The sequence below is a fragment of the Thermostichus sp. MS-CIW-23 genome (assembly GCF_054059455.1).
This window is the reverse complement of record NZ_JBSSCC010000002.1, coordinates 1-25,407: the sequence shown is the minus strand read 5'-3', so window position 1 is coordinate 25,407 and position 25,407 is coordinate 1. Positions and strand designations below refer to the sequence as shown.

Below are 25,407 nucleotides of genomic sequence, written 5' to 3'. Positions count from 1 at the left end.
ATCGGGTTTAGCCATGCTAGCAGGTTGCCAATCCATGAAGAACGAGAGACTCACTCGGTCAACCGGCCCTAAAACTGCGACTTAACACCCGAAACACCAAAGATGAACTCTGCTCTGTGCCAAAGCGAGATTGGCTGGATACCGAGAGGGTGAGCCGTCGTTTGCTGCGGGTGATGCCCACATACAGCAGCCGCAGCCGCTCCGCTGCCAAGTCCAAAAAGGCTTGCTTGGTGGCCGAGTCGGCCTGCAGATCCCAGCCGCCTTTGGGGCTGAGCTGTCGCAACTGAGCCAGGGCCTCTGCCTGCATATCCACTTCATCCAAAAACCTCAGCCCCAGGGGCCGCTCCCCGTACTGGGTGGGAAACTCGTAGGCCGACACCTGGGGGATGAACACCTGATCCCATTCCAGCCCCTTGGCCCGATGCAGAGTCGTGACAGTGATGCTGCCCGGCTCGGGGTCGAAGGCGAAGATCTCCGAAGGCAAGTTGTTGAGGCGGTGATCCAGAATCACTTGAAATTCTTGGGCGATCTCCTGCCAATCGATCTCGGGCAGGGATCCCAGCACCTGCTCCAGCTGATCGATTACATAGCGACCCACAAACAGCTCTTCCGGCTTGCGGTAGAGGCTTTGAACGATCACATTCAGCACCTCCGGCCAAGGGGAGCGCCCGGCCCGGAGCCAACCGGCAAGGGTGCGCAGCAGCCTGCCCAAGTTCTGCCAAGGCGGGCCATCGGGCAGAGCGGGAGCCTCGCCGAAGTTGGGAAATAGCAGCCGCTCCGGCAGAGAGGCGCGGATCCAGCTCAACATCGGTCCCAGTTCAGCACGTGGGATCCCCGCCCAATCCGCCAAGCAATCCACAGCAGCAGCCAAGCGAGTGGGGGCAGTGGGCTGGGCAAACCAGTCGATGATTCCCTTGAGCTGCAACAACACCCGCCGCTGACTGGGACTGCCCCGCAACAGATCGATCACCCGCTCCGCTCCCATTTCCTGGAGATAGCTGAGGGCCTTGCCCCCCAGCTCGTTGGTGGTGACCAGAATGGCCACCGTTTGGCCGGGAAAAGCTTGGGCGGCTGCAATGGCCTGCCGCGCCACCTGTTGCAGCTCCTCTTCCGGGGATCCGATGACCCGCAGAAAGTCCACACCACCCTCGCTGGCCGGGGGGTTTTGGCCACCGGAGGTGGCCAGTTGAATGGGCTGGGGGGCCAGAGCGGTGCGCAAAGCCGGGATGGGGTGCTGCTGATTCACCCACTCCACCAGGCGGTTGGCCAAAGCGATGATCTGGGGGGCACTGCGGCTGGATTCATCCAAAAGCACCACCTGAGGACTGGCCTGGCAAAAGGCGCGAAACAGCCGCGGCTCGGCGCTGGTAAAGGTGCCCATGATGCTCTGGTTGGGATCCCCCACCCGCACCAGGTTGCCGGTGCGTTGGCTGAGCAGCCGCAGCAGCTCTTCCTGCAGGGGGGAACTGTCTTGGGCCTCATCCTCGAACAGGTAGTCGTACCAGTTCTGCACCTGCTCCCGCAGCTCTGGACTGCCCTCGATCAAATCCACTGCTTGCCAGCCCAGGTCGTCGTAGTCTAACTTGCCCAGGCGACGCAATTCCGCTTGATAACCGGCGTAGATGGGAGCAGCCCAGCCCAGATAGCCCTCGCTGGGGATCACTTCTGGCCCCAGGCGCAGATTCTTGGCCCTGCTGATGACCACCTGCACCATCTGCTGGAAACTGCGCCGGAACTGGGCTCGGTTTTGGGCGATCTTTTGCGGGTTGTTGTCGCCGGGGATCAGCGGCTCCCAGAGCTGAGTATGGCGGACGAGCCAAGCGCGGCACAGGCGGCCGAGCAACCGCTCCTGTTCGTATCCCTCCAAAATAGACAGCTCCTCCCAACGGCTGGGGGCCTCCCGCAACACCCGCAACGACAAAGAATGCAGGGTAAAGGCCTGGGTAAAGCGATCCGGATACCCCGCCCGTTGCAAACGTTGATTGATGCGGCTGATCAAGTTGCCCCGCGCCGAACGCATGTAGGTGAACACCCCGATGCGCTCCGGTGGGATCCCCCGATTGAGAATTAAATCGGCGATCAACAGCTCCAGAATAAAGGTCTTGCCGCTCCCCGGAACGGCGGCGATCCCCAGCGGCCCCGATTGGTAGGCCAACGCCTGTTGCTGCGCCGGACGCAGGGTGAGCTCAGGAAAGGGAGAAGAAGCCAGACCCAGCATGGGATCCCTGCCTAGCCCAGGATAAAGGTCTCGATGGCTGCCGCCACCCCGTCTTCTGCCACAGGAGGGGCGATCCAATCGGCATGGGGCAAGAGAGCTGGCGAGGCATTTCCCATCGCCACCCCGATCCCCGCATACCGCAGCATCTCAATGTCGTTGTCGCCATCGCCAATGGCCATCACCTGCTCCGCCGACAACCCCAGCATTTCCTCCGCCAAAAAACGAACGGCATTGCCCTTGTTCACCGCCGGATGGGTAGCCTCGAGAAAAATCGGCTCTGAACGGGTGAGGTAGAGCTGGTCAGGGGAATACCGCCGCCGCAGGGATCCCTGCAATTCCTGCAGGAACTCGGTATCCTCAGAAACAGCCAGGATCTTGGTGGGGCTTCGTCCGTATTGGGCGGAAGAGAACATCTGGAACGGCACCTGAGAGCGCTCAGCATAGGCCTGACTGAGAGGGCTCAGCTCCCGCAAATAGAGCTGGTCATCGATGTAGAGGTGAACCCCCACCGGCTGATCCTGCAACGCTTGCAACAACTCCTCGGCCAGCGGCCAGTCCAGGCTCCAGTGCTTTAGGGTCTTTTGGCTATCGGGATCCCGAATTAAAGCCCCCTGGTAGCTGCATAGGGGCATATCGGCCCCAATCGCGTAGTGGAACCGCTCGGCAGAACGATGCATGCGACCCGTAGCGATGGCTACTCGCACCCCTGCTGCTTTGGCCTTCTGAATGGCCTCCCGAACCGGCTCTGAAACCTGGTTGGAAGGCCCGGCAATCGTGCCATCGATATCCACCACCAACAGCCGAATCTGGGCACGGGGTGGAGAAGATGCCCGCTCTCTTTCCTCGGCTTGGACGTTAGCCTGAGTTTGCATTGCTGTTGTTTGCCCTCCTCCTGGCAACCTTCCAGACCGTAGCATGGCTCTGCCTCGATTGGTTGACGGTCATTGGCCGGCTCAGTACACAAAGAATCAACACAGAAGAATTGAACAAGTGAGATGGCCGGGTGGGGGATCGGTTTCCGCCCCTATTCCCGCCAACGAGAAAGCGTAGAATAAAGACTAGCCCCGTGATGGACGAAAACATTGTGATCATGCTGAAACGAATCGGTCGCGTCTGCCGGCCTCTGCTGGCCATTGCCCTGGCCTTGACCTTGGCCCTGTCTCCCATAGGCGCTGTTTGGGCACGCAGTGGCGGTCGCATTGGCGGCGGATCTTTCCGGTCTCCGACGTTCTCTGCCCCCCGCTCGATTGGCCCGCACTACTCAGCTCCTGTCTACCCCAGCTATGGAGGCGGCTTTGGTTTTCCGCTGCTGGTGCCCTTTTTCTGGGGAGGGGGGGGTGGCGGCCTGCTGACGCTGCTGCTCTTGGTTGGGGCAGGTAGCTTTTTGGTGCAGACGCTGCGCTCGGGGATCAGATCCGAAGAAGGGGACGATAGCATTGGGGTTCGCGATCCCCAGGTAACTGTTGCGCAGGTAAAAGTGGGACTGCTGGCCAGCGCCCGGCAACTGCAAAAAGACATGAACGCTCTGGCTCTGGAGGCGGATACTCAGTCGCCAGAAGGGCTGAGCCAACTGTTGCAAGAGGTCACCCTTGGCTTGATGCGCTACAGCGACTACTGGGCCTATGGCCATGCCCAAGCGGAGAAGCTGCCCCTCTCCCGCGCCGAATCCCTGTTCTATCAAGCCTCTTTACAAGAACGGAGCAAGTTCAGCGTCGAAAGCCTCAGCAACCGCAACAACCAGATCCAACAAGTCTCCCAAGCGGCGCTGCAGCGATCTGCTGCTGGGATCCCAGATGTTGGCGAGTACCTGCTGGTAACTCTACTGGTTGCGTATCGTGGTAACTTGGGTACACTACCTGTAGTTAACTCCATGGCGGATCTGCGGCAGTGCCTGTTGCAGCTGGCTTCGATTCCGGCAGATCGGATTGTGGCCATCGAAGTGCTGTGGACGCCGCAGTTGGAGGGAGACACCCTGTCGGCAGAGGCGCTGTTGACCGAGTACCCGGAAATGCGGCTCCTTTGAGAGCCTTTGGGCGATAGACGGCAACTGTTGGCTGAGTGTCTCAACTCCTCGGGATCCCCGCCGCTCAGGCTAGGGAGGTTGTATGTCCGGGTTAGATGCTTCAGCGGGCAGAGGCCGTCGTTCCCCTTGGGCATGGTCTGGCCAAGTCAAGCAGGCAGATTCTCTGTTGGATGAGCTGTTCGAGGATTTGGAGAACAGCTTGGAAGAGGGGCTCTCAGAAGCCGGCGAATATCCTTACCTCGGCACACGGCCCCCACTGCCTTCCCGGCGCTTCTCTGCTGCCGGAGGATTACTGCTGGGTATGGCTTTGGCCGCTACCTTGGTGGCAGGGCTGGCCTTTTGGATAACCCTGCGCCCGCGGGCGGTGGTTTTTTCGCAGGCCACTCGGGATCCCTTGGCTGAGGCACCCAATTCTTCCCATTCCGATGCTCACCAGGAGCCCTTGCTTCCCACTGCTGCTGATGTGGATGAAAACCCCAAAGCTCCACCTGAGGATTCTGCAAAGGCTGTCTTGGTCGAACCGGCAAAACCGCCGACTGTTGCCGCTCCTCTTGCTTCAAGAGGGGCTGGTCTTCCCTCTCCCCCCAGGGTACCTGCGCCTCCGGTGCCAGCGCGGATCCCACCCCAGCCTCTGCCGCAGATGAAGCTGGTGGGATTGATCCACGATCCAGGTGCCCCCAAGGCTCTGATCTTGATCGACAACGTAGTACGTCAGGTGGCTGTTGGCCATGCGGTAAAAGCAGAGTGGCGGGTTACCTCCATCAGCCCCTACGGTGTGAGGGTGAGCAATGGCGCTCAAAGCGTTACCTTGCAGTTGGGGCTGTCGCAGCGGATCTGAATCACCTGGATAGGGATCCCTGCTGGGTTGAGCAGCGCCTGGAGGGTGGGAGATTGGATTGAAGGAGAAGGGGCAGATGAAATTCGCCAAGCTGGGGCGAATGAGCCGCTGCAGAGTGGGAGTGGGCTTAGTTCTGGGATACCTCTGTCTCGGGCTGTTGGCTTGTCGCAGTACACCCCCCTTGTCAGAATCCACATCGGGGATCCCGGCGGCCTATGCTAGCCGCCCGCAACTGCAAGGGAAGGCAGTGGTGGAGATGGAGGTGCAAACTGCTGAGGGGGTAGGCAAGGTGATCTTGGCGATCCACGGGGAAGCGGCACCCCTGACCGGCGGCCAGTTCGTGGATTTGGTTCAGCGGGGCTTTTACAATGGCCTCACCTTCCATCGGGTGGAAAAGGATCCGCAGCCTTTTGTGGTGCAGGGTGGGGATCCCCGTGGTGACGGTACAGGGGGTGCAACAGAGCCGGGGAGCAACCGCCTGCGCACCATCCCCCTGGAAATTCAGCTGCGTGGGGAACCCCACCCCCGCTACAACACCTTGATCCAGGATCCCGCTGCTCTGAGTAAGTTGCTCTTGCCCCATCGTTTGGGGGCGGTGGCCATGGCCCGTTCTAGCCCACTTGACTCAGCCTCTTCCCAGTTTTACATCACCCTCTCTGCTCTGCCGATTTTGGACGGGCGCTATGCCGTGTTCGGCTACGTCACCGAGGGGATGGAGTGGGTGGAGCGCATCCAGGTGGGAGATGTGATCCGCTCGGCGCGGGTGTTGGAAGGAGCGGACTTGCTTAGGGTGCCGGGATCCCAACCGGAAAGAGCAGATCAGATGGAGGATCCCGGCAGTTTATGATGGGCAGCAACTCTGCTGCTGGTTTGGTTGTTGTGGCTCTGGCTTTTGCCTTGGGGAAGGGCAAGTTTTGCCCCCGTCCCCTCCGCCAACACCTGGGCACCCTTTCATGCAAGAAGACGCTTTTTCCCCCCTTGAGCCCCTAGACGAGCTGCCACCTCACTCACCGCCGGAGGTGGATGTGGAGCTGATGCTGCAGCAGTTGCAGGATCCGGATCCCTATTTGCGGATGCAGGCGGCCCGCGCCTTCTGTGAGATCGAAGAACCCCGCGCCGTTAAACCCCTGCTGGCCCTAGTCCGGGATCCCTGCCCGTTGGTGCGGGTGGGAGCAGCCTATGCCCTAGGTCGGAATCCGGATCCCGCTGAGGTGGAGGTGCTGATCGAGGGCTTGCGCTGGGATTGGAACGGCTATGTGCGCAAAGGCTTGGTGTGGGCGTTGGGCAATGCCAAGGATCCGCGGGCGTACCCGGTGTTGCTGGAAGTGTTGGCCGGGGATATCGCGGCAGTGCGATTGTGGGCTGCCAGTGCCCTCGGACAACTGGCCCAGGCGCAGGCGTTGCCTGGCCCGGCATTGGATGAGGTGGTCGCAGCTCTCTGCCGGGGCTTGGCTCAAGATCCAATCGCAGCGGTACGCGGCAACTGTGCCTGGAGCTTAGGGATCCTGGGGCAACAGGTGAAACTGGCTCTCGAGGATCCCATTGTTTACACGATGCTAACAAGGCAGTTGCTGACCAGCGCCAGTCGCGATCCCGATTGGGGGGTGCGGGATGACGCGCGGCTTGCCCTACAAAAGTTGGCGGATCCCGATTTGCTGGAGCATGACTCTAGTCAATAATAAGCTCAACTATACTGAAAATAATGTATAATATGTTCAGTACGGATTACTACCAGTTGATCTTTCTGTTTACTTTCGAGTCTGCCAACATGGTAGCCAAAGCAAAGCAGAAAATTGGTAGTAAGACGACACGGAAACTGCGCTTTGGGTATTCTACTCAAAGCTTTGCGGGATACCGCCATTCTGTTTGGAAACAAACAGAATGCTATCGCTGCATAGTTGAACAGTGATGTTCAGCAGTGTTCAGCGTAAATGTATCAGCAACTGGATAACCTCAGCTGATCGTTATAGTCATTTTTAAACTAGATTGAGACACTCCCCAAGCATTCCACGCTGCTGCCCCTACTCCCAGCCTCGCTGCCAGAGGGAGAGGGGAGCTAGACGAAAATGTTTCATTCCCGTTTAACGAACCAGATCGAGTGTCACCGAACCAGATCGAGGAGCCAAGCAAAGTAGAAGCGGCTGCGAATGGTTTGTCGCTGCTGCACTTTCCAGCCCCATTCGGTTAATTGGCTCACCAAGGTCGCCTCTCGGTGTTGATAGGCGCGGGTGGTTTTGCTGGGGCCGGGGAAGAACTCTCCCACTTTCTTCAGCAGCGTCAGCCAGGGGGTTTTGGGGGCAAAACTGAAGATCAGGCGGGACCGAGCCAGGCGGGTCAGGTGTTTTAGCATGCGCAGGGCCTCGGCTTCAGGGTAGTGGATCATCACATCGAGGCAGATGACGACATCGTATTCCCCCGTCAATTCCTCCAGATCCGAGACCCAAAAGTGTGGGTTGTCTGTGGATCCCAACTCCATTTGCTGGCGGCGGCGTGCTTCGTTCACCATTTGTTCCGAGATGTCGCTGGCGAACACCTGTGCCCCTCTGGTGGCCAAGGGCAAACTGAGGCTGCCCACCCCGCATCCGGCATCACAAATGCGTAAACCCGAGGGATCCCCCAACCACTGCAACACCGTCTCTACTGTGCGAGCATGGCCAAGGCGGATGTCTTTTTGGACGAAATTGACTTCTTCTTCACCATAAATGCGCCGCCAGCGCTCGAAGCCAACGGAGTTGAAGTAATCGCGGACAATGGTTTTCTCTTGCATAGAACTTCCAGCTAGGGATCCGGCGAGAGAAAAAGATGAACGCTCTGCTTTTCTTCGCCAACGCGCATCCCATTCTACCCCGAGGCCCCGTAGCCCTCTGCACGGTTGCTCTAGGATTGTATTAGAATTAGCCCGCACACCTTGGATGCTGCACCATGACCGAAGCTGAGATTGCCCAAGCGTTGCAGGCTCGGTTGGCTGCCCCGGTCAAAATCGCGGTCAAACGCCGCCAAGGTCATCTGCATGTTCTTCTGAATCGATCCTCCTCGGCCCGAGTGGACTACCCCCATCTCACGGAACGGGTGCGGGTGGAGCTCAGGGCGTTGGGCTTGCCCGGCTTAGAGCAGGTCACGGTGTACGGGCGTGAGTCGGGACATTCTGAATACGAGTGGGAGCAAACGGCCCCCTTGTTGAACCCGCTGCTGGCCTCAGAAGAAACCACAGTTCTGTTGGAAAAAAAAGGCGATCGCCTACTGCAGGATCTGACAGTTGTTGCCCCGGATTCGGTCAACTCAAAGCCTGAACCTGCGCCGGAGAATCCTGTCAGGAAAACCGACATAGGCAGCAGGTCCCGCATCTCCTGGGTGTGGCTGGGGGGAGCTGTACTGATTGTTGGAATTGGGGTGATTCTTTTGCTGGTTGCCCTTCTCTGAAAGAGCTGGGTAAAGGTTCTTGTTCTTGTCTTGGGAAAAGCCTCAGGGAGCGTTGCCGAGAGTCGCCGATGAACTTTGAGGATGCCGGGATCCGGTCAATTGGGCTTTTTGCAAGGCATCCTGCAGCATCCGCTCCACCAACTCGGTGAACGTCCACCCCAGAGCTGCCGCCGCATCGGGACAGAGGGAAGTGGGGGTCATGCCGGGCAGTGTATTCACCTCCAACACCCAAGGATTTTCCTCGGGATCCACCCGCAGATCCACCCGCGCCAAGCCTTCGCACCCCAACGCCTGGTAGGCCTTCAGACCTGCCGCCTCACAGCGGGCCAACCCTGCCGGGCTGAGGGAACAGGGGATCAAATGCCGCGAGCCACCGGGTGCGTACTTGGCTTCGTAGTCGTAGAAGTCGCCTTGGGCGGGGATGATCTCAATGGCCGGAAGAACTTGGCCGGACAAGATCGAGAGGGTGATCTCCTTTCCGGGAACATAGCGCTCCAGAAAAATCCGCGACGAGACTGAGCGGGCCAACTCCAGCCCCTGAGCAAATGACCTCTCATCCCGGACAATGCTGATGCCCACCGTCGAGCCGTTGTTGCTGGGCTTAATCACCAGTGGGGATCCCAACTCTGCCGCACAGTCAGCCCAAGTGAGGGGGCTTTGGTCGTCCCAAACCTGCCAATCGGGGGTAGGGATCCCCGCGGCGCGAAAGATCTGCTTGGAGACCAGCTTATCCATGGCCAGAGCACTGGCCAGCGGCCCGGATCCCTGGTAGGGCAGGCCCAGCCAGTCCAGCATTCCCTGTACCACCCCATCCTCGCCACCGGGGCCATGCAAGGCAATCCAAACGAAGTCGCAGCCGGCTTGCCGTTCCTGCCAAAGGCGCAGAGGCAGATCCTCATCTGGGTCGATTACCTTGACCCGATGGCCCAGGTCCTCCAAAGCCCGTTTGCAGGCTTTACCCGTTACCCAAGAGACTTGACGTTCTGCCGAACGCCCCCCCGCCAAGACAACAATGTTCATGGCCTAACCCCAAAGCACTCCCCACCCTCAACAACCGGCACCAAGATACCAGCATACCTTCACCCTACCCTACGAAGGGGGCCGTCGGCGGCGCAAGAACTCGGGAATATCTAAGCCTCCAGACATCGGCGGCTCAGGCTCCGGAGGCTGTCGAGGCGGCAGCCCAGAGCCCGTGGGAGTGGGCTTAGGAACCCCCGACTTGTTGGAGGCAGAAACTTTGGTTGCAGCAGGGATGGCGGCTGGACGGGCTTTCTCTTGGAAACCGGTGGCGATGACCGTGATGCGCACTTCCCCCTGCATGCGCTCGTCTTGGACGGTGCCGAAGATGATGTTGGCCTCGGGATCCACTGCCTCGGCGATGATCTCGGCAGCCACCGTGACCTCATGCAAGGACAAATCCGGCCCACCGGTAATGTTGAAGAGGACACCTTTAGCCCCTTCGATGGAGGTTTCCAAAAGCGGCGAAGATACAGCGGTAATGGCGGCTTCGCGGGCGCGGGACTTGCCGGATCCCATGCCAATTCCCATCAAGGCAGAGCCGGCATCGGCCATCACGCTGCGCACATCGGCAAAATCCACATTGATCATGCCGGGAATGAGAATGATATCCGAGATGCCCTGCACCCCCTGCCGCAGCACATCATCAGCAACGCGAAAAGCCTCTTGGACAGGGGTTTGCTCGGAGATCACCGAAAGCAACTTGTCATTGGGAATTACAATCAGGGTATCAACTGCCTCCCGCAGCGCTTGGATCCCTTCCTCGGCCTGCTTGCTGCGGCGTTTGCCCTCAAAGGAAAAAGGCCGTGTCACCACTCCCACCGTCAGGGCACCACTGGCTTTGGCAATTTGGGCGATGACGGGTGCTCCACCCGTGCCCGTGCCTCCCCCCATGCCGGCGGCAATGAAGACCAGATCTGCCCCTTTGATGGCTGCCGATATTTCTTCGCTGGATTCTTCTGCCGCTTTCTGGCCAATGGCCGGGTTACCACCTGCACCCAAGCCTCGAGTCAGCTTCTGCCCAATTTGCAAGCGGTTCACTGCCGAGGACTGGGCAAGGGCCTGCGCATCGGTGTTGACGCTCCAAAACTCGACGCCCACAAGGTTGCTGGCCGCCATCCGACTGACCGCGTTGCCACCCCCACCCCCCACGCCTACTACCTTAATCTTTGCGTTTGCGGTCTTGCTCGGCATGAAGTCCTCTGGACAATCCGCCGCTCTGGTCTGAGATCCGTTCCTCTCATACTCGGCATGAGAGCCTTCTCCCCTGTGGCGCTCATTCCAATGGGAAGGCGCAGACTGGGCTGAACCCAACCCTTGCCCAGGATTGAGAGGATGGATGTCTGACCAATTGGATGGCATGTCAGCTCTCACAATAACTTAAATTCTGGCAAATATCGAATATGCTAGCTGATTTAATATAGAGCAACTCCCTCCAGATGCCAACGCTGCCGACGTTTGTGAATCTTCCCGCTGAATACGGCACTCCTAAAGACGCCTGTCGGCAGAATCTCAGGTAGCCTTTCTTGCCTAGAGGCATTTCTCTCTGAACTTGTCTCGAAGCTTTTGTGTGTAAGAATAGGTGTTCTCGAATACTTAGACCCTTGCAGGGGAAGAAGGGTCCAAAGGGAGGTTTCGGTACAAGAGTCTGGCCCTAGTTAAGGCCCAGTTAAGGCGAAGAGTCCCCTATCCAGCCAAAGGCTGATAGAGCGCCACTTTGTAGAACTGAGGCTTTGGCATCCTGTAGAGATTCAGGGATCCGGACTTGCATTCAGCTAGAAATTGCAGGAGCCCCGCACTGTACCCGTAGGGTCGATGTCGGGAGGAATGCTATAATAATGCTGCGGACACCAGAAATGGTTGTTTAAGGCACTGGTAACGGTCGATTGGGGGTGCTGTAAACCACCCCAGAGGCTCGTGGTTGGCTTGCCAACTGCAGGGCTACTAAAAGCCCGCTCCGTACCGCCTAGCGGTTGATGTCGGGTAGTTTACACCAGCTCTAGGTGGATCTCCGCTTTTAGCCGTTGGGGGAGGGAAATTTTGAATACATCTCCCTGATTCATTTCGTGGGCATCTTCCATGCTGGCCAGGGCTTCCACCACTTCTTCGGAGTTGGCGGTTAGCACCACAACGGGGCGCTCGCAGGCAATGGGGAAATCGTGCCACGTGCCGAGGTGCAGCAGCAGCCCATGCCCGGCAGGGAATCGCAGGGCTTGTACTTTGTCGAGATCGGGAGCTGCTTTGGGATGGTTGGGAGGAGCCATCACCATGATGAACGGCTCTTGCCCCAGGCCGACAAACAACTGGGTCATACGCATGTGGCGCTCCAGCCAGAGCACAGGTGGATATCCGGGCAGGATCTTAGCCGTACGGATAACGGCTCTGCCGGTGTATTGAAAGTCGATGTTTTGTCCTTCCAGGACACGCCCCTGATAAAAGGGGATCCCCAGCCCAGGATTGGCCACATCGTCCCCTATAAGTTGGCCGAAGGGTTGCACATTTTCTGGGGTGGCATCCACAATCGGCACCCGGACAACGGTGGTGGCAGTTGCAGTCGTGCTCATGGTTTGCATCCTCGCTCTTGATTGGACTGGGGTCAATTGGATTGGAGTCAGGCTTTCTATCTTAATTAATTGTCTTATTGAGATTAATTGTCTTATTGAGAGCAATAGGTAAAGAAACGGTTTTCCCAGTAACGGTCTATACATCTTTGATTCTTATTTAATTCTTAACTTTTAATTCTTAACTTTGTTCTTCTCGAGGGCTTTGCGGGTTAAACCACCGCTCGATGATGTGGCGAATTTGCCGGGCGGCAGTGCCATCGCCAAAGGGGTTTTGGGCTTGGGCCATGCGGGCATAGGCTTGTGGGTCTGTGAGCAATTCTCGGGCTGCCTTCAGGATCTTTTCGGGGTGTGTGCCTACCAGGCGGGCGGTGCCGGCAGCAATCGCTTCAGGACGTTCGGTGGTCTGCCGCAGCACCAGCACCGGTTTGCCCAGGGCAGGGGCCTCTTCTTGAATGCCGCCGGAGTCGCTGAGGATGAGGGTACAGCGCTGCATGGCGCTCACCCAGAGGGGATAGTCCAGAGGCTCAGTGAGAAAAGCCCGCTCATGGGATCCCAACAGGGCTTGCAGGGGATCCCGCACCAAGGGGTTGGGATGGAGGGGCAAAAGAAGGGCGGTATCGGGAAACTCGGCCAAGATCTGCAGCAGAGCCTTGCCGATGGCGGTTAGGGGATCCCCCCAATTTTCCCGCCGGTGCACGGTAACCAACAGGACACGGTAGCGCTGCCAGTCCAGCCCGGGAATGGGGCAGGGGATCCCTTGGGAGGCCACTTGCAGTAGGGCGTCGATGACGGTGTTGCCGGTGCAATGGATGGATCCCACCACGTGGCTTCGCTTCAGGTTGTCAACGGCTTGGGGGGTAGGGGCAAAGTGCAGGCTGGCCAACTGGGAGATCAGGCGGCGATTGGCCTCTTCGGGGAAAGGATTGTAGAGATCATCGGTGCGCAGTCCGGCTTCCACATGCCCGACCGGGATCCGGTGGTAAAAAGCTGCCAAGGCAGCCGCAAAGGCGGTGGTGGTATCTCCCTGCACCAAAACCAGTTGAGGATGTTGCTCTTGAAAGTAGAGTTCTAGGCCCCGCAAGGTGGCTTCGGTGATGTCTGTCAAGCTTTGGCGGGGGCGCATGATCGCCAGATCCCGATCCGCTTGCAGACCGAATAGCCGCATCACCTGATCCACCATTTCCCGGTGTTGTCCGGTCAAGATCAGCTCGGTGCGCAGATGGGGACTGGCACGCAGAGCTTGGATCACCGGGGCCAGCTTAATGGCTTCGGGCCGTGTGCCCAAGATCACGGCAACGAGGGGAAGAGAGGCCATAAGCTCAAGGACATCGGCACCTGTAGGAGATGGGAAGCGCAGCTCATTGAAGCAAGGCCACCAACAAACCACTAACAAAAACCACTAACAAAACAGAGGCGGCGAAGGGCGTGGGTTGCTCAAGGTCGCAAGCCACCGAGATGTAGACTCTGCTGAGTCAGGCTGAGGGCAATGTCGAGACGAGAGGAACCACAAGGGGGCTATTGCTGCTCACCCCGATCTTACCCCTCCAGCTGCCCCGCCGATTGTTCACCGGATGAGCTGGAGAAAAAGGGTTGACGGGATCCCACTCCTGCAACTAGCCTAAAGGGAGCTGAAGAGATCCTCTTCTGGCTGTCCGGGTTGTTTCGGTTAACCTTTTTGGAGGAAAACGTTCAACAGCATGGACGCTTCCGGTAGTTGTAGCGCCAGCCACCAGTGGATGGTCTTCGAGGAGCACGTTCTTGAAGATTGGGCTCTTACTGGTGTCTTCTTTTTCCCCGCTGACAGCTTCTGTCGTCGCTTGAGAGGATCCCGTTTCGCCAACGCGAAGGGGTGGGAGAGTTTTCCCGGCTAGCTTTTGACTTGGGTGGCTCTCTCAGTCGGCGACGAACAGATGAGCTGAGCAGAGCCTTACCTGAGCAATGGGTTTGTGCAGCCCTGTTCAGAAAAGGGGAGATCAGGAGTAATTCCGAGGGGATTCCCCTTGACTTTCCCGTTGTGGGTTTTGGGGTTTCCGCAGGCCTGGGGATCCCTTGGAGTCCCTTTTATCGGCTTGGGCGCTTGCGATCCAAGCTGGGCTTGGAGGCCTGGCGCTAGACCTACGGCTTGCTGCGCGGCCATCCAAGGGTTTCAGGGCTTCCCTGTGAGCCTCGGAGCACCGGTTGGCTGTTGACCTCCTGGTTCTCTTCATCCCGGCTGACCCCAACGTTCGGAGGTTTATCATGCGGCACAACATTCTTCGCGATCTCCTAACCCCTGCTTCCTTGGAAGCCGCCAAGCGAGAGGCCAACCGCGCTCCCATTGCCGAGCTGGTGCAGCAGTTGATGGAGATTTCACCTCGGCAGCGGGTTTTGGCTTTCCGCTTGCTGGAAAAAGACAAAGCCATTGCAGTGTTTGAGTATCTACGGCCCGAAGAGCAGGCCGATCTCATTCGCAGCATGGAAAGCCCAGAAGTGATCCGGCTGGTAGAAGCCTTACCTCCGGATGAGCGGGTACGTCTGTTTGAGGAGTTGCCGGCCAAAGTAACCAAGCGCCTCATTGCCAACCTCAGCCCAGAAGCTCGGGAAGCAGTGAATATCTTGCTGGGTTATCCAGAGCGCAGTGCCGGTCGGCTGATGAACCTGCGCTACTTGTCGGTACGAGATACCCTCACCGTCGGGGCTGCTCTGGCCAGCGTGCGGGACTCTCAACTGGGAGACGATGAGCTGGATGTGATTTTTGTGGTGGACGATCAGCGGTTCTACAAGGGTCTCATCCGCACTGTGCGGCTGGTGAAGGCGGATCCCGACCTACCGATTCGGGAGCTGATTGAAGGGGTTGATACTGTGGCGCGGGTTACCGACCGGGATCTCCAGGCAGCTCGTTTGCTCAAGGATTCGGGCTTGCCGGCTATTCCGGTGGTCGACAGTGAAGGACGCTTGGTGGGTGACATCACTTTTGAAGATGTGATCAATTTGGTGGAAGAAGAGGCTACGGATGCTGCTCTGGCCCAAGCAGGGGTGGGCAGCTTGCTCAGCCGAGACAAGGTTTGGAGCGAGCGCCTGGTTAAAGGCTCCCGTTGGTATGCCGTCCGCCTGCGCATCACGTTTTTAATCATCACCTTGATTGGCGGCATGGTGGTGGGGGGAGTGATCCAAACCTTTGAGGAGGTGTTGGAGGCGGTGACGGCAGCGGCTATTTTCATCCCCTTGGTCATGGATATGGGCGGTAATGTCGGTACCCAATCTACGACCATCTTTGCCCGTGGCTTGGCTTGGGGCCACATCAACGTGCGGCAGTTTCTCCCCTATTTGCTGCGGGAAGCCAGCATTGGTGGCATTATCGGTGTGATCCTGGGGGCCACGGCTGGGGTGATTGCCTACTTCTGGCAGGGGGCACCCAATGGGATCCCACAATTGGGTCTAGCGGTGGGCTTGGCTCTGGCCACTGTCCTCACTTTGGGGGCTATCTTGGGCGCCATTTTGCCCTGGGTGATGTTAAAGCTGGGCTTTGACCACGCTCCGGGAGCGGATCCTTTTATCACCACCATTAAAGACTTCACCGGCCTCTGGGTGTATTTCACCCTGGTGGCTTGGCTAGTCGGGGTTGAAGTGGAGCTCTAGGGCTGCGCCGGCGCTGGATCCAGGGGGCACCTCACCGGCAAAGCGCGTTCCAGGAACGAATAATCCAGCCCTTCTTGAGAAATCAGCCTTTCAGAGTCTCGCCACAAGGCCATCGCGACGGCGGCGCAGAGCACTTTTACGAGGTGTCCTTTGACCAACGAAGGGTTACAGCAAACATTTAGGAGGTGTGCCATGACCTTGAAAGTTCTATCTCCCTTGGCTGCTGCTCAATTTCGGTCACGGCTGCAGCAGTATGCCTATCGGGTGGGCATAACCTGTGCTTTAGAAACAGGTGGTAAGCTGGCCCCAGAATCCGCCTTTGCTCAACTGGAAGCCCTCTGGCAAACCTTGCAACAGGAAGCCACTGCCCTTGGGATCCCAGATGAGGATGGCTAAACTTTATCCTTTCACGAGAACCGGAGCATGACCTGGATTGACTTCACCTTGCGTTTGGCCGTTGCCTTTGTCCTGGGATCCGTGATCGGGCTGGAGCGACAGTGGCGGCAGCGTATGGCCGGCTTGCGCACCAACACCTTGGTGGCCACGGGTGCAGCTTTGTTTGTCATGCTCTCGGTTCTCACCCCTGATGAAAGCAGCCCGACCCGTATTGCGGCCCAAGTGGTATCGGGGATTGGCTTTTTGGCCGGTGGCGTGATCCTCAAGGAAGGAGCCAGCGTCCGTGGCCTGAACACCGCCGCCACCATCTGGTGTGCAGCCGCGGTGGGAGCCTTTGCCGGATCGGGGTACATTCCCCAAGCTGCCATTGGGGCCGGAGCTGTGTTGATCTCCAACGTTGTGCTGCGTCCACTGGGCTACCGCATCAACCAGCAGCCTTTGAAAGGCACAGAACTGGAACTGGTCTATGAGTGTTCGTTCATCTGCAAAAGCCAAGCAGAGGCCCACATCCGCGCCTTGCTCTTGCAAGGCATAGCTCCCACCCATCTCAAACTGCGCGCCCTCTACAGCGAAGACCTGGAGGACAAGCCCGATCTGGTCAAAGTCGAAGCAGAGCTGGTCACCCAAACCCGCGACGACCAAGCCCTGGAACTTGTCGTCAGCCGCCTCAGCCTAGAGCCAGGTGTGATCACTGCCCGATGGCGGATCATCGAACAGGAATTTGGGTAAACTACCCGACTCCGACCGCTAAGCGGTACGGAGCGGGCTTTCAGTAGCCCTGAGCCTGCTCTGCCCTACCAGAGAACAAAACAGGCCCGAACCTCTAGGCTGGTTTACAGCAGCCCCCAAAAGCGCAATCACATTCGCACCATTCAAATCCGCATCCCCTTCCCATCCACAGTGCCCACACTTGAACGACTTGCCACTGCGGTAGGATTGCGCAGGATCGGGATGAATGTGCAAACACCGGTGGCAGGTCTGCGACGTGTAGGCAGGCGGAACAAGAATCAGAGCAACCCCCGCACGCAGAGCCTTGTACTCCAAAAATTGACGGAGTTGATAAAACGCCCAACTGTTGGTCCTACGCCGCTCGGCTTTGCTGCGTGGCTGTTGATTGACCCTTTCCCGGATCCCTGTCAGGTCTTCCAGAGCAATAGCGCTATTTGTCGCCTTTGCCCTAGAGACAATAGCTTTGGAGATGCGATGATTGACCCACGCCTGAAAGCGTCTCTCCTTGCCAGACAGCCGTTGCAACAGTTGACGGCATCTGCGCCGCGAACTGCGGGTGCCCTTACTGGCTTTGCGTTGGAGTGCCGCCCTCAGCTTGGAGTAGTGGTCTCGGATTCGGTTCAACTGCTGTCCATTCCAGTTGTCCCCCTCTGACGTATGGGCGATATCCGTCCTGCCCAAGTCCACCCCGATCACCCTGTCGGTATCTTGTTGCTTGGGCGGGTTTTTCTCTACGCAAATCTGGATGTAGTAGGAGCCGTCTTTCCGCTTGACCAGGGTGGCAGATTTTGGGTTGGAACCAGCCAGCATCCCACGCTGGTAGTTGCCAATGGCTAGTTCAAAGCGCTCTCGCCCTTCCACCGTGGTCAGCGACACCGTCCAGTCTTTCTCGCGAAATGAGAAGATACGTGCATCGTAGGTAACGAACCTACGCTTGAACTCTTTAACCGGACGGTTGCGCTGTCTCGCCACTTTGCGAGCGCCCGCCACCCGTCTGCACACCTGTTGAGCCAAGTTACTGGACAAGCCGAACCGGGCTCGAATCTCGTAGTAGCAAAGGGATTGCAGTTTGACCGCGTTGACGATCTTCTCCGGCGTGTTCTGGTTGACCCAGTTCAATGCCTGCACAAAGACATCCATCGTCGCGTCCAATTTGGCGGCTTGTGACGGGAACGCCTTGAGCTTACAGGATATGGTCAGGACTTGGCTCATAAGTTCATTGTACTTCATCAAAGCGCATTCCTCCCGGCACTGACCCTACGGGTACAGTGCGGGGCTCCTGCGATTTCTAGCTGATCCCGGATCCCAGCAACTCCCAACCGGTCAGCAACGCAAACACCAGAAATAAGCCGCCCCCCACCCAATGCACGGCGCGTTCAGAGATGTGAGCTGCTAAAAAACGACCTCCCACCACCGCCAGCCCTACCATCAGACCATGACCCAGGGTTGCCCCCGCCCAGACACTGAATCCCGGATGGGTGGCGGCTAGGGAAACGGTAGCAATCTGGGTTTTATCCCCGAACTCGGCTAGGGCGATCAAACTAAAGGCTTCCCAGACGATGGCCCTAACCCCCCCGCGGCCAACTCCTTTTGCTTCTGCCTGCATCACTTGTCTGAGGGCTTCCTCTTCTTCTGGTAATGCCTGTTGAGGTGGCATTCTGCACGCTTGCCAGAGCATTCTCAAGCCAAAAACGGCGAAAACCCCAGCCGATAGCACCCGCACGCCCAAGGGTGGCAGTAGCTTAAAAAGCACTTGCCCGGTTCCTACCGCTAGCAGGTTCATCATCGCTAAAGCCAGCCATGTCCCCAGAAAAACCCAGCGGCGTGGGTGGCGCATCGCCAAAATCAAGGGGGTAAAAAAGGTTTTGTCCCCAAATTCCGCTACCGTCACCAGCAGCAAACTCGATAAAAAACCGGCCCACATTTTCTAGCCTCCAACCTCTCTTGTGTGTGGAATCGGTTCACACCTAGAGGTGAAGGCTGGGAAAGTCAGACGGACTCACCAAGCTCACCTCCGCGTGAACTCAGTGAAAGTCTCGTCACCAAAGCAGCCTGCCGGGCTTGCTTTGTCTCTTGCACCGGGCTGTTTTTAGCCAGTATGTCGATGCAGAGGGCGGTAAGCCGCCTGACTACTCCCTTTCCGTCTGAATGGTAGCATGCTGAGCTCCCAGTGGGAGTCATTCATTCAAGCATTCAAGAAAAGCTCTCCAATGAGATCCCCCAAGACTTGCTGTGCCTTGGCCGATATCAGTGCCGCGCATCGCTTACCAGAGGATTGTGAAGGAGCGGCAGGCTATTATGATCACGGTTGAGGAGAAAATCAGGGGAAAACCACGTGGATGCAAAGTTAGTCTTGGTGGGGGTTGCTCTTGTCCTCTCTCTGGCAAGTTTCTACTTCGGCACCCGCAACGGCTTTTACGACACCGACAAGTATCACGGCAATGGATCTGCTCATTAGAGCCGGGCGCTGGTGATTTTTTTATGGATCCCTTGCCCAGAAGGGCTTCCCTCCAGAATACAGGCAACGTCGGCGAGGGCTGGGTGCGGCAATATCTCTGTCAGCAGGGCTGGCAGATCCTGGCCCAGCGGTGGCGCTGCCCTTGGGGCGAGCTGGATCTGGTTGCCCACAAAGCTGATGTGCTGATTTTCGTAGAGGTGAAAACCCGTAGCCCCGGTAGCTGGGATCGAGGCGGGCTTTTGGCGGTTGGGATCCCCAAGCAGCGACGCTTGATCCGGGCTGCCCAGGCCTTCTTGAGCCAGCATCCCCACCTCTCCGAGTTGTCCTGCCGTTTTGATGTCGCGTTGATAGAACGTCGGGCCTCCAGGGAAGGGGTAAGCTATGCTTTGGTTGATTACCTGCCAGCGGCTTTTGAGATTTGTTGAGGCAAGCTTATCCGAGATGCTGTGGGAGTTTATGGCCGTTTCAGGTTAGGTGAGATGCCTGGGCTGCTGAGACAAGCCCTCTAGCCCCGCGCATTATTGCTCCGCAACGCTATTGCTCCACAACCCTGACGCAGTGTCCTAGAGTGTCCTAGTTTGAATCAAAATAACTATAAAGCTGGGCCAGCCTCTCCGACTCATCTGAATACAAAGAACAGATGGAGCTTTCTGGGGTCATTCATCATCCTCACTAAGATCCGGCCTGGGGATCCCTTCATTGGCTCATGATTTTGGGAAACAGCATGAAAGCGCATGAGTTCTGGGCTCGTACCGACAGCCAAGGTCAACTGATCTTGCCCATGAAGGCGCAGGAACAATTGCCCAAAAATCGAGTTGTGCGGGTGCTGGTGTTGGTGGATGAGCGGGAGCTGGCTCCGGCGGATCCTTCACAGGAGCAGTTGCCCACTGCCTCGCCAGATGAAGAGCATCTTTGGTATGGAGCTCCCACCGTTCCCTACGATGGCATTTAGCGCATGGGATCTTGGCCGGACAGCCGCCAGCGGTTTAGGCGCGAGAGAGTATCTGCATCCAAGTAGGCATCAATGCCCCGCTTGCTCGATAGCCGTTTTGGTTGGACGCGCCGGATCTGCTGCTGGGCCTGCTGCACTTCATCCCACAGTTGTTCTGCCGAGACCCATTCGGCGTTGTAGCCGCCAATCACCAACTGCTGGACACGATCGGAGGTAGCCACCCGTACCCGACACCCATCCCTCTGCAACTGGGCACACAGCCGTTCAATACAACTGTCGGCGGTCTCGCCATAGGAGGTATACAGGATCTCGATACCCGAAGGGGAGCGCTCTTGCCGGGCTGGAGTGGGTTGGGCGTAGGCATCGTACACCACGGTCGCCTGGTAGCCCCGGAAGGCCACATAGTTGGCCAAAGATTCCACCAAGCGCAGACGGGCCAATTCCATCAGGGAGCGACGCGCCAACTGGCTCAGGGTGGGCCAAGCTCCGATGATGTTGTAGCCATCAACCAAGAGGAAGGTGGGAGAGGAGGCTTGCATGGATGGCGGTGGATCCCTTGTCCGGGATCACACTTCTTAATCTTAATCTTTATCTTATTTTTAATCTTAGTACCCAGCCTTAAAGGTTACCCCACTACTCCGAATGCTCCGATACTTTCCCGGTTGTGAGCAGATCACGGTCTGCGCTGAATCCAATAGGTGGTGAACAGTTCGCCACTGGCCTGTTTCTGAATTTTGCCCCCCAAGGCTGCGATGCGCCGCTCCCACTCCGTTAGGGGGGTGAAAATCGGTTCGGTGCCTTTGAATAGCTCGATGAGGCCCCATTGTTCCGCCCACACCGAGTCGGGATTGACCACTTCAATAATCACAGGTGCAGCCGGTCGCAACACTCGCATCAACTCTGCCCAAACCGCGTCGAAGTACTCAATCGGGTAGTAGTACAAAAATCCGGTGGCAATGGCCAGATCAAATTGCTCCGACTCGTAGTTTTCCAAATGGTGGGCGGATCCCTGTTGCATTGACTTGAACAGCTTGGAGTTAAGCTGGGGTGCCCGCGAGCGAATAAAGCGCACAATCTCACCGCTCAGCTCATGGCCGTAAAAGTAGGCTTGCCAATCGTTCCAGGGATAGGTCAGGAAGCTTACCCCACAGCCCAAATCCAAACAGGCTTCCCGTTTTTTGGGGGCACGCAGTTGCCAAAAGGGGATCCCGAGGCGCTCTTGCAGGTGATCCCGCTGCTGGGCTTGCCAAAAAGGCAGTTGCTCCAGGTCTGGGGGAAGTTGCCAACCTGGCCGACCCAGTTGAATTTCCAGCTCCCGATTAAAGCGAGCAGCCACAGAGGCAAGGTAGGGATCCCAGCGTTCCCCAGTTTGTGGTAACTCCATCTGTTGATGGCTTTGTCCTGGATGGTCGTGAACTTAACTTGCACTTAACCTACACTACCAGGACTCTCGGCCCGTAGGCTCCCGGCTGCAGGGATCCATTTACCCAGCTGTGGCTGCCGAGGATGGTGCCTGCTGGAATCTGAGCTTGGGATCCCAGCCGGGTGTGGGCGCCAATGTAGCAGGGGGCGTGCAGTTGAGCGCTGGGATGGATCTCAGCCGTTTTGTGCACCCATATCCCCGGCGCCTGTTGCTGCACATTTTCTAAGGGAAAATCCGTCATTCGACCCAGGAGAATGTCCAGTTGGCCGTGGTAGTAGCTGGCCGGCGTGCCCAGATCCCGCCAGTAGCCTGCGTGGAGATAAGCTTGCAGCCGGTGCCCTTGCCTGAGCAGATCGGGGAAGACACGCCGCTCAAAGCTGAGGGGATCCCCACTGGGGTAGTCTTTAAAAATGGCCGGATCCAAGACATAGGTGCCGGCGTTGATCGTGTCGGTGGTGAGGGTGAGGGCTTCTGCAGGGGTGGGTTTTTCCCGAAAAGATTGGATCTGGCCCCCTTCCCCAACTTCCACCAGGCCATAGGCGGTGATATCTTCCACGCGGGCGAGGGTGAGGGTGGCAATGGCCTTGCTCTGCACATGACATTGCATCAACGCCTGCAAATCCAGATCCGTGAGGATGTCTGCATTGAAAACCACCAAGGGATCCCCGGTGAAATAGGGCTGAGCCAGCACCAAGGCTCCCGCCGTATCCAAAGGCGTCTCTTCAGGAATGTAGCGGAGCTTCACCCCCAAAGCAGAGCCATCTCCCAGAGCAGCCTCAATTTGTTGGCCCAGATAACCCACGCTGAGCAAAATATCTGTCAGGCCGGCTCGGCGGCAGCGCCCGATCAGCCACTCCAAAAAGGGCACATCCAAAAGGGGCAACAAAGGCTTAGGCTGCAAAAAGGTAAAGGGCCGTAAACGAGTTCCTTTCCCACCCGCCAAGATCACCGCTTGCATAACCACCCTCAACCCCGTTCTCTTCCAAAGATATTGACATCCTCTCCGCCCAATTGCTAACGGGGATCCATTGGGTCGAGCCAAATGTTTTCTGCTACCCAGAACGTCGATTCTCCGTTGCCCACAGAGGGATACGGATTGCCCCCCCGGGCAACACAGCACGAGTCTTGATCGCAAGTCTCAGGGGATGCCTTTCTGGAGGAGATATTTCAATCTCAATTGGGATTCATAAGCTCAATCCTGAGACAGTTGATTTGCCTTTTTTAGAGCATGTTTGGAGAATTGCGACCCGCTCGCCCCAGTCGGGAATAGCCACCCAAAGCGGCAGTGTCAGGTGATACTACCTTGCAACGGGAATTGTGACAGCCTTGGATAGCTTGGATGGATTCCAATGGGTTTGCCCTTCACCTTCATCTGAGGTTTTGCCGATGTCTGTTTCTCGACGCCGATCCCTACAAGCCCTTTGCTTGACCCTGGCCGGATGCTGGGCTCTAGGCACACACCAGGGATCCCTGCTGGCCCAAGGTAGCGATTTGTTGGCTCAAGTTCAAGAGCGGGGGGTGCTCCGGATTTCCACCGACTCCAATTACCGGCCTCAGAGCTACCTCAATCCCGACGGCAGTTGGGAAGGATTTGACGTGGATGTGGCGCGCGAGATCGCCAAGCGCTTGGGGGTAGAGGCTGAGTTTCTGGATATCAACTTCGATGTCATCACCGCCGGATCTTGGAATGGCCGCTGGGATGTCAATGTCGGGTCGATGACCGTGACTGCCGAGCGCCAGAAAGCTCTGCTGTTTACCATTCCCTACTACTACACCCCCGCCAGCTTCGTGGTCCACCAAGCCTCGACCCTGACCGATATCGCCGCCTTGGAAGGAAAGCGAGTTGGGGTGGGCACCGCCACCACCTACCAAGCTTACCTGGAGGGCAACCTCACTCTGGAAGGAGAGACCATCCAAGTTCCGGCCCCGCGGGTGGACATTCGCATCTACGACACCGATAGCCTGGCTCTGCAGGATTTGGCACTGGGGGATGGCACCCGCCTGGATGCAGTCTTGACAGCTTTGCCGACGGCTGAAAACGCCATTCGGGAAGGACTGCCCCTGAAAACTCTGGGGGATCCGGTCTACTATGAAGCCTTGGCTGTGGCCTTGGATCGCTCCAGCCCTGCCCCTTCCGAGAGCTTGCAAGCCAAAATCAACGAAATCTTAGAATCCATGCATGCGGACGGCACGCTGACGGCTCTCTCAAAGCGGTATTACGGCGTTGATCTGACGAAAAAAGCTGAGTGAGCAAAGACTCTATCCCACTGGAGCAGCCCATTTACCCACCGCCCCGGATTCGAAAAGGGATCCCGTTCCCGGTGGCCCAGGGGTTGTGGTTGGTTTTATGGCTGCTGTTGTTGGTGTTCACCTTCAGCGGGGTACAGTTGGAGTTGGCCGGGATCCCCATCCGTACCTTGCGTCTCAACGGCAACTTTGTGCGCGAGTGGTGGTGGTTCATCTCGCAAGGGGTGGGCACTACTTTTCAACTGTCCTTGGTCTCCATCCTCTGCGCTACCACCTTGGCCTTTTTGTCGGCACTGGCGGGCCTCTCCCAGATTGCCCCTCTGAGCAGCCTCTCCGCTCTCTATGTCTCGTTGATGCGAGGCACACCTCTATTTCTGCAGTTTTTGTTCATCTACCAGGCTTTGCCGCAACTGGGCCTGGTGTTCGGCTCGTTCACTTCGGCAGTGCTGGCCTTGAGCCTGAACTATGGCGCCTACATGAGCGAGATCTTCCGGGCCGGGATCCAAGCCATTCCCGTCGGGCAGCGGGAAGCCGCCTATGCCCTAGGGCTTAAGCCTTGGCAAACCCTATGGTGCATTGTTCTGCCGCAAGCTTTTCGAATTGTCTTACCGGACATTGGCAACCAATTCATCGCCATGCAGAAAGACACTGCCCTGGCCAGCGCCATTGCTTTGCAGGAGTTGATGGGCCGGGCTCGACAGGCAGGTTTGCCGCGCCAACATTTTTTTGAGGCTTTGGTGGTGGCAGCGCTGTGGTACTGGCTGCTGACGTTAATCTTGTCATTTTTCCAGGGACGCTTGGAACGGTACCTGGCCCGCTAGAGGAGCCTGACTCTAATCCGGCCATTACTTTGGTGTCTGCTTGCATACGTTTGTGGTTGCCCACAAAGACCGGCTGTGCCGTTCGCGATAGCAGGGGGCTCCAAAAACAGCCAGAAAGCTGGGGGACATCATCCTGCACTGACCTGCCGCAGTGGGTGAAAGAGGATCCCTGCCACCTCAAGCGGAACGCCATTCAAGAGGCAGGGTTGGCCTTTCGAGAGAGCAAAGACCCGAAGTTTCGCAGCGTCAGAGATCAGAGCTTTGCGGGATACTGCCATTCTGTTTGGCAACGAGCAGGATGCAATCGCTGCAGCCCTGGGCAACAGTGTATGGCTTCGCCATGCAAGCCATAGCCATTCCAAACTGGATTGGGACACTCCCCAAGCGTTCCGCGCTGCTTCCGCGACCACTCCCAGGGGAAGAGGGAAGTTAGGAAGCGATGCAACTTAAAGCTGTTCGTCAGCTAGAAATCGCAGGAGCCCCGCACTGTACCCGTAGGGTCAGTGTCGGGAGGAATGCGGAAGTTATGATAGAACCATGACCCAAGCCCTGACTGTAGCTTGCAAACTCAAGGTGTCCCAGTCCCAGGCCGCAAAGTTGGATGCGACAATGGATGCCTTTGTGCAGGCGTTGAACTGGGTCAACCAAAACACACCAGAAAAAGTAGTCAACGCAGTCAAACT

Annotated in this window: 25 protein-coding genes and 2 pseudogenes; 15 read left to right on the top strand and 12 right to left on the bottom strand. The window is 57.6% G+C overall.

Annotated elements, in window-relative coordinates:
* Nucleotides 1-58: 58 nt before the first annotated feature.
* On the bottom strand, nt 59-2,218 hold the full coding sequence (locus ACVW0B_RS01215; protein WP_457490751.1) for an ATP-dependent helicase: 2,160 nt from the start codon (nt 2,216-2,218) through the stop codon (nt 59-61).
* 11 nt (nt 2,219-2,229) lie between these two features.
* On the bottom strand, nt 2,230-3,090 hold the full coding sequence (locus ACVW0B_RS01210) for a Cof-type HAD-IIB family hydrolase (protein WP_457490750.1): 861 nt from the start codon (nt 3,088-3,090) through the stop codon (nt 2,230-2,232).
* Between the two features lie 218 nt (nt 3,091-3,308).
* Here ACVW0B_RS01210 and ACVW0B_RS01205 point away from each other — a divergent pair, with 218 nt between their 5' ends.
* From ACVW0B_RS01205 to ACVW0B_RS01190, 4 genes are all read left to right on the top strand, one after another.
* Complete coding sequence (locus ACVW0B_RS01205) at nt 3,309-4,241, top strand: DUF1517 domain-containing protein (protein ID WP_457490749.1); 933 nt, start codon at nt 3,309-3,311, stop codon at nt 4,239-4,241.
* Between the two features lie 82 nt (nt 4,242-4,323).
* The gene (locus tag ACVW0B_RS01200; RefSeq protein WP_457490748.1) at nt 4,324-5,079 is read left to right on the top strand and encodes a hypothetical protein; all 756 of its coding nucleotides are present in this window, start codon (nt 4,324-4,326) and stop codon (nt 5,077-5,079) included.
* 76 nt (nt 5,080-5,155) lie between these two features.
* Complete coding sequence (locus ACVW0B_RS01195; protein WP_457490747.1) at nt 5,156-5,926, top strand: peptidylprolyl isomerase; 771 nt, start codon at nt 5,156-5,158, stop codon at nt 5,924-5,926.
* A 106-nt stretch (nt 5,927-6,032) separates the two neighbouring features.
* Entirely contained in the window at nt 6,033-6,758 is a 726-nt protein-coding gene (locus ACVW0B_RS01190) for a HEAT repeat domain-containing protein (protein ID WP_414418200.1), read from the top strand.
* 422 nt (nt 6,759-7,180) lie between these two features.
* Here the strand turns inward: ACVW0B_RS01190 and bchM are convergent, their stop codons facing one another.
* Nucleotides 7,181-7,846, bottom strand: coding sequence for a magnesium protoporphyrin IX methyltransferase (gene bchM, locus ACVW0B_RS01185; protein ID WP_414343655.1), 666 nt, complete (start codon nt 7,844-7,846; stop codon nt 7,181-7,183).
* A gap of 155 nt (nt 7,847-8,001) precedes the next feature.
* On the opposite strand from bchM, the gene ACVW0B_RS01180 reads away from it, so the two are divergent.
* On the top strand, nt 8,002-8,499 hold the full coding sequence (locus ACVW0B_RS01180) for a hypothetical protein (protein WP_457490746.1): 498 nt from the start codon (nt 8,002-8,004) through the stop codon (nt 8,497-8,499).
* A 42-nt stretch (nt 8,500-8,541) separates the two neighbouring features.
* Here the strand turns inward: ACVW0B_RS01180 and ACVW0B_RS01175 are convergent, their stop codons facing one another.
* The 4 genes from ACVW0B_RS01175 to wecB all read right to left on the bottom strand — a co-directional run bounded on the left by ACVW0B_RS01175 (nt 8,542) and on the right by wecB (nt 13,395).
* A complete protein-coding gene (locus ACVW0B_RS01175; RefSeq protein ID WP_414407460.1) occupies nt 8,542-9,519 on the bottom strand; it encodes a D-alanine--D-alanine ligase family protein in 978 nt (325 codons plus the stop codon).
* Nucleotides 9,520-9,588: 69 nt separating this feature from the next.
* Entirely contained in the window at nt 9,589-10,710 is a 1,122-nt protein-coding gene (gene ftsZ, locus ACVW0B_RS01170) for a cell division protein FtsZ (protein ID WP_414350014.1), read from the bottom strand.
* A gap of 794 nt (nt 10,711-11,504) precedes the next feature.
* The gene (locus ACVW0B_RS01165) at nt 11,505-12,080 is read right to left on the bottom strand and encodes an ureidoglycolate lyase (protein WP_041437468.1); all 576 of its coding nucleotides are present in this window, start codon (nt 12,078-12,080) and stop codon (nt 11,505-11,507) included.
* A 178-nt stretch (nt 12,081-12,258) separates the two neighbouring features.
* Nucleotides 12,259-13,395: a non-hydrolyzing UDP-N-acetylglucosamine 2-epimerase gene (gene wecB, locus ACVW0B_RS01160; RefSeq protein WP_414343264.1), complete on the bottom strand. Its 1,137-nt coding sequence runs from the start codon at nt 13,393-13,395 to the stop codon at nt 12,259-12,261.
* Between the two features lie 923 nt (nt 13,396-14,318).
* Between wecB and mgtE the strand changes: the two genes are divergently transcribed.
* The 3 genes from mgtE (at nt 14,319) to ACVW0B_RS01145 (ending at nt 16,823) form a co-directional block, all read left to right on the top strand.
* On the top strand, nt 14,319-15,698 hold the full coding sequence (gene mgtE, locus ACVW0B_RS01155) for a magnesium transporter (protein WP_457440688.1): 1,380 nt from the start codon (nt 14,319-14,321) through the stop codon (nt 15,696-15,698).
* 192 nt (nt 15,699-15,890) lie between these two features.
* Nucleotides 15,891-16,094 carry a DUF7219 family protein gene (locus ACVW0B_RS01150; protein WP_238376758.1) on the top strand — a complete coding sequence of 68 codons (204 nt, stop codon included), beginning with the start codon at nt 15,891-15,893 and terminating at the stop codon, nt 16,092-16,094.
* 27 nt (nt 16,095-16,121) lie between these two features.
* Nucleotides 16,122-16,823: an MgtC/SapB family protein gene (locus ACVW0B_RS01145; protein ID WP_457490745.1), complete on the top strand. Its 702-nt coding sequence runs from the start codon at nt 16,122-16,124 to the stop codon at nt 16,821-16,823.
* Nucleotides 16,824-16,841: 18 nt separating this feature from the next.
* On the opposite strand, the gene ACVW0B_RS01140 is transcribed toward ACVW0B_RS01145, so the two are convergent.
* Together ACVW0B_RS01140 and ACVW0B_RS01135 are read right to left on the bottom strand one after the other, a co-directional pair.
* Complete coding sequence (locus ACVW0B_RS01140; protein ID WP_457490744.1) at nt 16,842-18,035, bottom strand: RNA-guided endonuclease InsQ/TnpB family protein; 1,194 nt, start codon at nt 18,033-18,035, stop codon at nt 16,842-16,844.
* A 76-nt stretch (nt 18,036-18,111) separates the two neighbouring features.
* The gene (locus ACVW0B_RS01135; RefSeq protein WP_414375085.1) at nt 18,112-18,747 is read right to left on the bottom strand and encodes a TMEM165/GDT1 family protein; all 636 of its coding nucleotides are present in this window, start codon (nt 18,745-18,747) and stop codon (nt 18,112-18,114) included.
* A gap of 411 nt (nt 18,748-19,158) precedes the next feature.
* On the opposite strand from ACVW0B_RS01135, the gene ACVW0B_RS01130 reads away from it, so the two are divergent.
* The 3 genes from ACVW0B_RS01130 to ACVW0B_RS01120 all read left to right on the top strand — a co-directional run bounded on the left by ACVW0B_RS01130 (nt 19,159) and on the right by ACVW0B_RS01120 (nt 20,233).
* Complete coding sequence (locus ACVW0B_RS01130; RefSeq protein ID WP_011429573.1) at nt 19,159-19,281, top strand: hypothetical protein; 123 nt, start codon at nt 19,159-19,161, stop codon at nt 19,279-19,281.
* A 23-nt stretch (nt 19,282-19,304) separates the two neighbouring features.
* Nucleotides 19,305-19,706, top strand: a complete 402-nt coding sequence (locus ACVW0B_RS01125) for a YraN family protein (RefSeq protein WP_011433700.1) — start codon at nt 19,305-19,307, stop codon at nt 19,704-19,706.
* 299 nt (nt 19,707-20,005) lie between these two features.
* A complete protein-coding gene (locus tag ACVW0B_RS01120) occupies nt 20,006-20,233 on the top strand; it encodes a hypothetical protein (protein WP_414352028.1) in 228 nt (75 codons plus the stop codon).
* On the opposite strand, the gene ACVW0B_RS01115 is transcribed toward ACVW0B_RS01120, so the two are convergent.
* The 3 genes from ACVW0B_RS01115 to ACVW0B_RS01105 form a co-directional block, all read right to left on the bottom strand.
* Nucleotides 20,230-20,772: an NYN domain-containing protein gene (locus ACVW0B_RS01115; RefSeq protein ID WP_011429576.1), complete on the bottom strand. Its 543-nt coding sequence runs from the start codon at nt 20,770-20,772 to the stop codon at nt 20,230-20,232. The two genes, ACVW0B_RS01120 and ACVW0B_RS01115, sit on opposite strands and share 4 nt — an antisense overlap.
* Nucleotides 20,773-20,906: 134 nt before the next feature.
* Nucleotides 20,907-21,617: a class I SAM-dependent methyltransferase gene (locus ACVW0B_RS01110; RefSeq protein WP_414383573.1), complete on the bottom strand. Its 711-nt coding sequence runs from the start codon at nt 21,615-21,617 to the stop codon at nt 20,907-20,909.
* Nucleotides 21,618-21,666: 49 nt separating this feature from the next.
* Nucleotides 21,667-22,614 carry a sugar phosphate nucleotidyltransferase gene (locus tag ACVW0B_RS01105; RefSeq protein WP_457388961.1) on the bottom strand — a complete coding sequence of 316 codons (948 nt, stop codon included), beginning with the start codon at nt 22,612-22,614 and terminating at the stop codon, nt 21,667-21,669.
* Between the two features lie 428 nt (nt 22,615-23,042).
* On the opposite strand from ACVW0B_RS01105, the gene ACVW0B_RS01100 reads away from it, so the two are divergent.
* The 4 genes and pseudogenes from ACVW0B_RS01100 to ACVW0B_RS01085 form a co-directional block, all read left to right on the top strand.
* Entirely contained in the window at nt 23,043-23,906 is an 864-nt protein-coding gene (locus tag ACVW0B_RS01100) for an ABC transporter substrate-binding protein (RefSeq protein WP_457490743.1), read from the top strand.
* Complete coding sequence (locus ACVW0B_RS01095) at nt 23,903-24,724, top strand: amino acid ABC transporter permease (protein ID WP_414375079.1); 822 nt, start codon at nt 23,903-23,905, stop codon at nt 24,722-24,724. Before ACVW0B_RS01100 ends, ACVW0B_RS01095 begins: the two co-directional genes overlap by 4 nt.
* Before the next feature lie 94 nt (nt 24,725-24,818).
* Nucleotides 24,819-24,984 (top strand): annotated as a pseudogene (locus tag ACVW0B_RS01090) (RNA-guided endonuclease InsQ/TnpB family protein); the annotation flags it as partial.
* A 277-nt stretch (nt 24,985-25,261) separates the two neighbouring features.
* A pseudogene (locus tag ACVW0B_RS01085) lies at nt 25,262-25,407 on the top strand (RNA-guided endonuclease TnpB family protein); the annotation flags it as partial.

Bases quoted from the DNA above. Each gene is read 5' to 3' on its own strand.
- ACVW0B_RS01215 (WP_457490751.1), bottom strand. From the start codon at position 2,218: ATGCTGGGTCTGGCTTCTTCTCCCTTTCCTGAGCTCACCCTGCGTCCG.
- ACVW0B_RS01195 (WP_457490747.1), top strand. From the start codon at position 5,156: ATGAAATTCGCCAAGCTGGGGCGAATGAGCCGCTGCAGAGTGGGAGTG.
- ACVW0B_RS01200 (WP_457490748.1), top strand. From the start codon at position 4,324: ATGTCCGGGTTAGATGCTTCAGCGGGCAGAGGCCGTCGTTCCCCTTGG.
- ACVW0B_RS01175 (WP_414407460.1), bottom strand. From the start codon at position 9,519: ATGAACATTGTTGTCTTGGCGGGGGGGCGTTCGGCAGAACGTCAAGTC.
- ACVW0B_RS01100 (WP_457490743.1), top strand. From the start codon at position 23,043: ATGTCTGTTTCTCGACGCCGATCCCTACAAGCCCTTTGCTTGACCCTG.
- ACVW0B_RS01135 (WP_414375085.1), bottom strand. From the start codon at position 18,747: ATGTGGGCCGGTTTTTTATCGAGTTTGCTGCTGGTGACGGTAGCGGAA.
- mgtE (WP_457440688.1), top strand. From the start codon at position 14,319: ATGCGGCACAACATTCTTCGCGATCTCCTAACCCCTGCTTCCTTGGAA.
- ACVW0B_RS01205 (WP_457490749.1), top strand. From the start codon at position 3,309: ATGCTGAAACGAATCGGTCGCGTCTGCCGGCCTCTGCTGGCCATTGCC.
- ACVW0B_RS01165 (WP_041437468.1), bottom strand. From the start codon at position 12,080: ATGAGCACGACTGCAACTGCCACCACCGTTGTCCGGGTGCCGATTGTG.
- ACVW0B_RS01140 (WP_457490744.1), bottom strand. From the start codon at position 18,035: ATGAGCCAAGTCCTGACCATATCCTGTAAGCTCAAGGCGTTCCCGTCA.
- ACVW0B_RS01105 (WP_457388961.1), bottom strand. From the start codon at position 22,614: ATGCAAGCGGTGATCTTGGCGGGTGGGAAAGGAACTCGTTTACGGCCC.
- ACVW0B_RS01145 (WP_457490745.1), top strand. From the start codon at position 16,122: ATGACCTGGATTGACTTCACCTTGCGTTTGGCCGTTGCCTTTGTCCTG.
- wecB (WP_414343264.1), bottom strand. From the start codon at position 13,395: ATGGCCTCTCTTCCCCTCGTTGCCGTGATCTTGGGCACACGGCCCGAA.
- ACVW0B_RS01120 (WP_414352028.1), top strand. From the start codon at position 20,006: ATGAAAGCGCATGAGTTCTGGGCTCGTACCGACAGCCAAGGTCAACTG.
- ACVW0B_RS01150 (WP_238376758.1), top strand. From the start codon at position 15,891: ATGACCTTGAAAGTTCTATCTCCCTTGGCTGCTGCTCAATTTCGGTCA.
- ACVW0B_RS01190 (WP_414418200.1), top strand. From the start codon at position 6,033: ATGCAAGAAGACGCTTTTTCCCCCCTTGAGCCCCTAGACGAGCTGCCA.
- ftsZ (WP_414350014.1), bottom strand. From the start codon at position 10,710: ATGCCGAGCAAGACCGCAAACGCAAAGATTAAGGTAGTAGGCGTGGGG.
- ACVW0B_RS01180 (WP_457490746.1), top strand. From the start codon at position 8,002: ATGACCGAAGCTGAGATTGCCCAAGCGTTGCAGGCTCGGTTGGCTGCC.
- ACVW0B_RS01115 (WP_011429576.1), bottom strand. From the start codon at position 20,772: ATGCAAGCCTCCTCTCCCACCTTCCTCTTGGTTGATGGCTACAACATC.
- bchM (WP_414343655.1), bottom strand. From the start codon at position 7,846: ATGCAAGAGAAAACCATTGTCCGCGATTACTTCAACTCCGTTGGCTTC.
- ACVW0B_RS01110 (WP_414383573.1), bottom strand. From the start codon at position 21,617: ATGGAGTTACCACAAACTGGGGAACGCTGGGATCCCTACCTTGCCTCT.
- ACVW0B_RS01125 (WP_011433700.1), top strand. From the start codon at position 19,305: ATGGATCCCTTGCCCAGAAGGGCTTCCCTCCAGAATACAGGCAACGTC.
- ACVW0B_RS01210 (WP_457490750.1), bottom strand. From the start codon at position 3,090: ATGCAAACTCAGGCTAACGTCCAAGCCGAGGAAAGAGAGCGGGCATCT.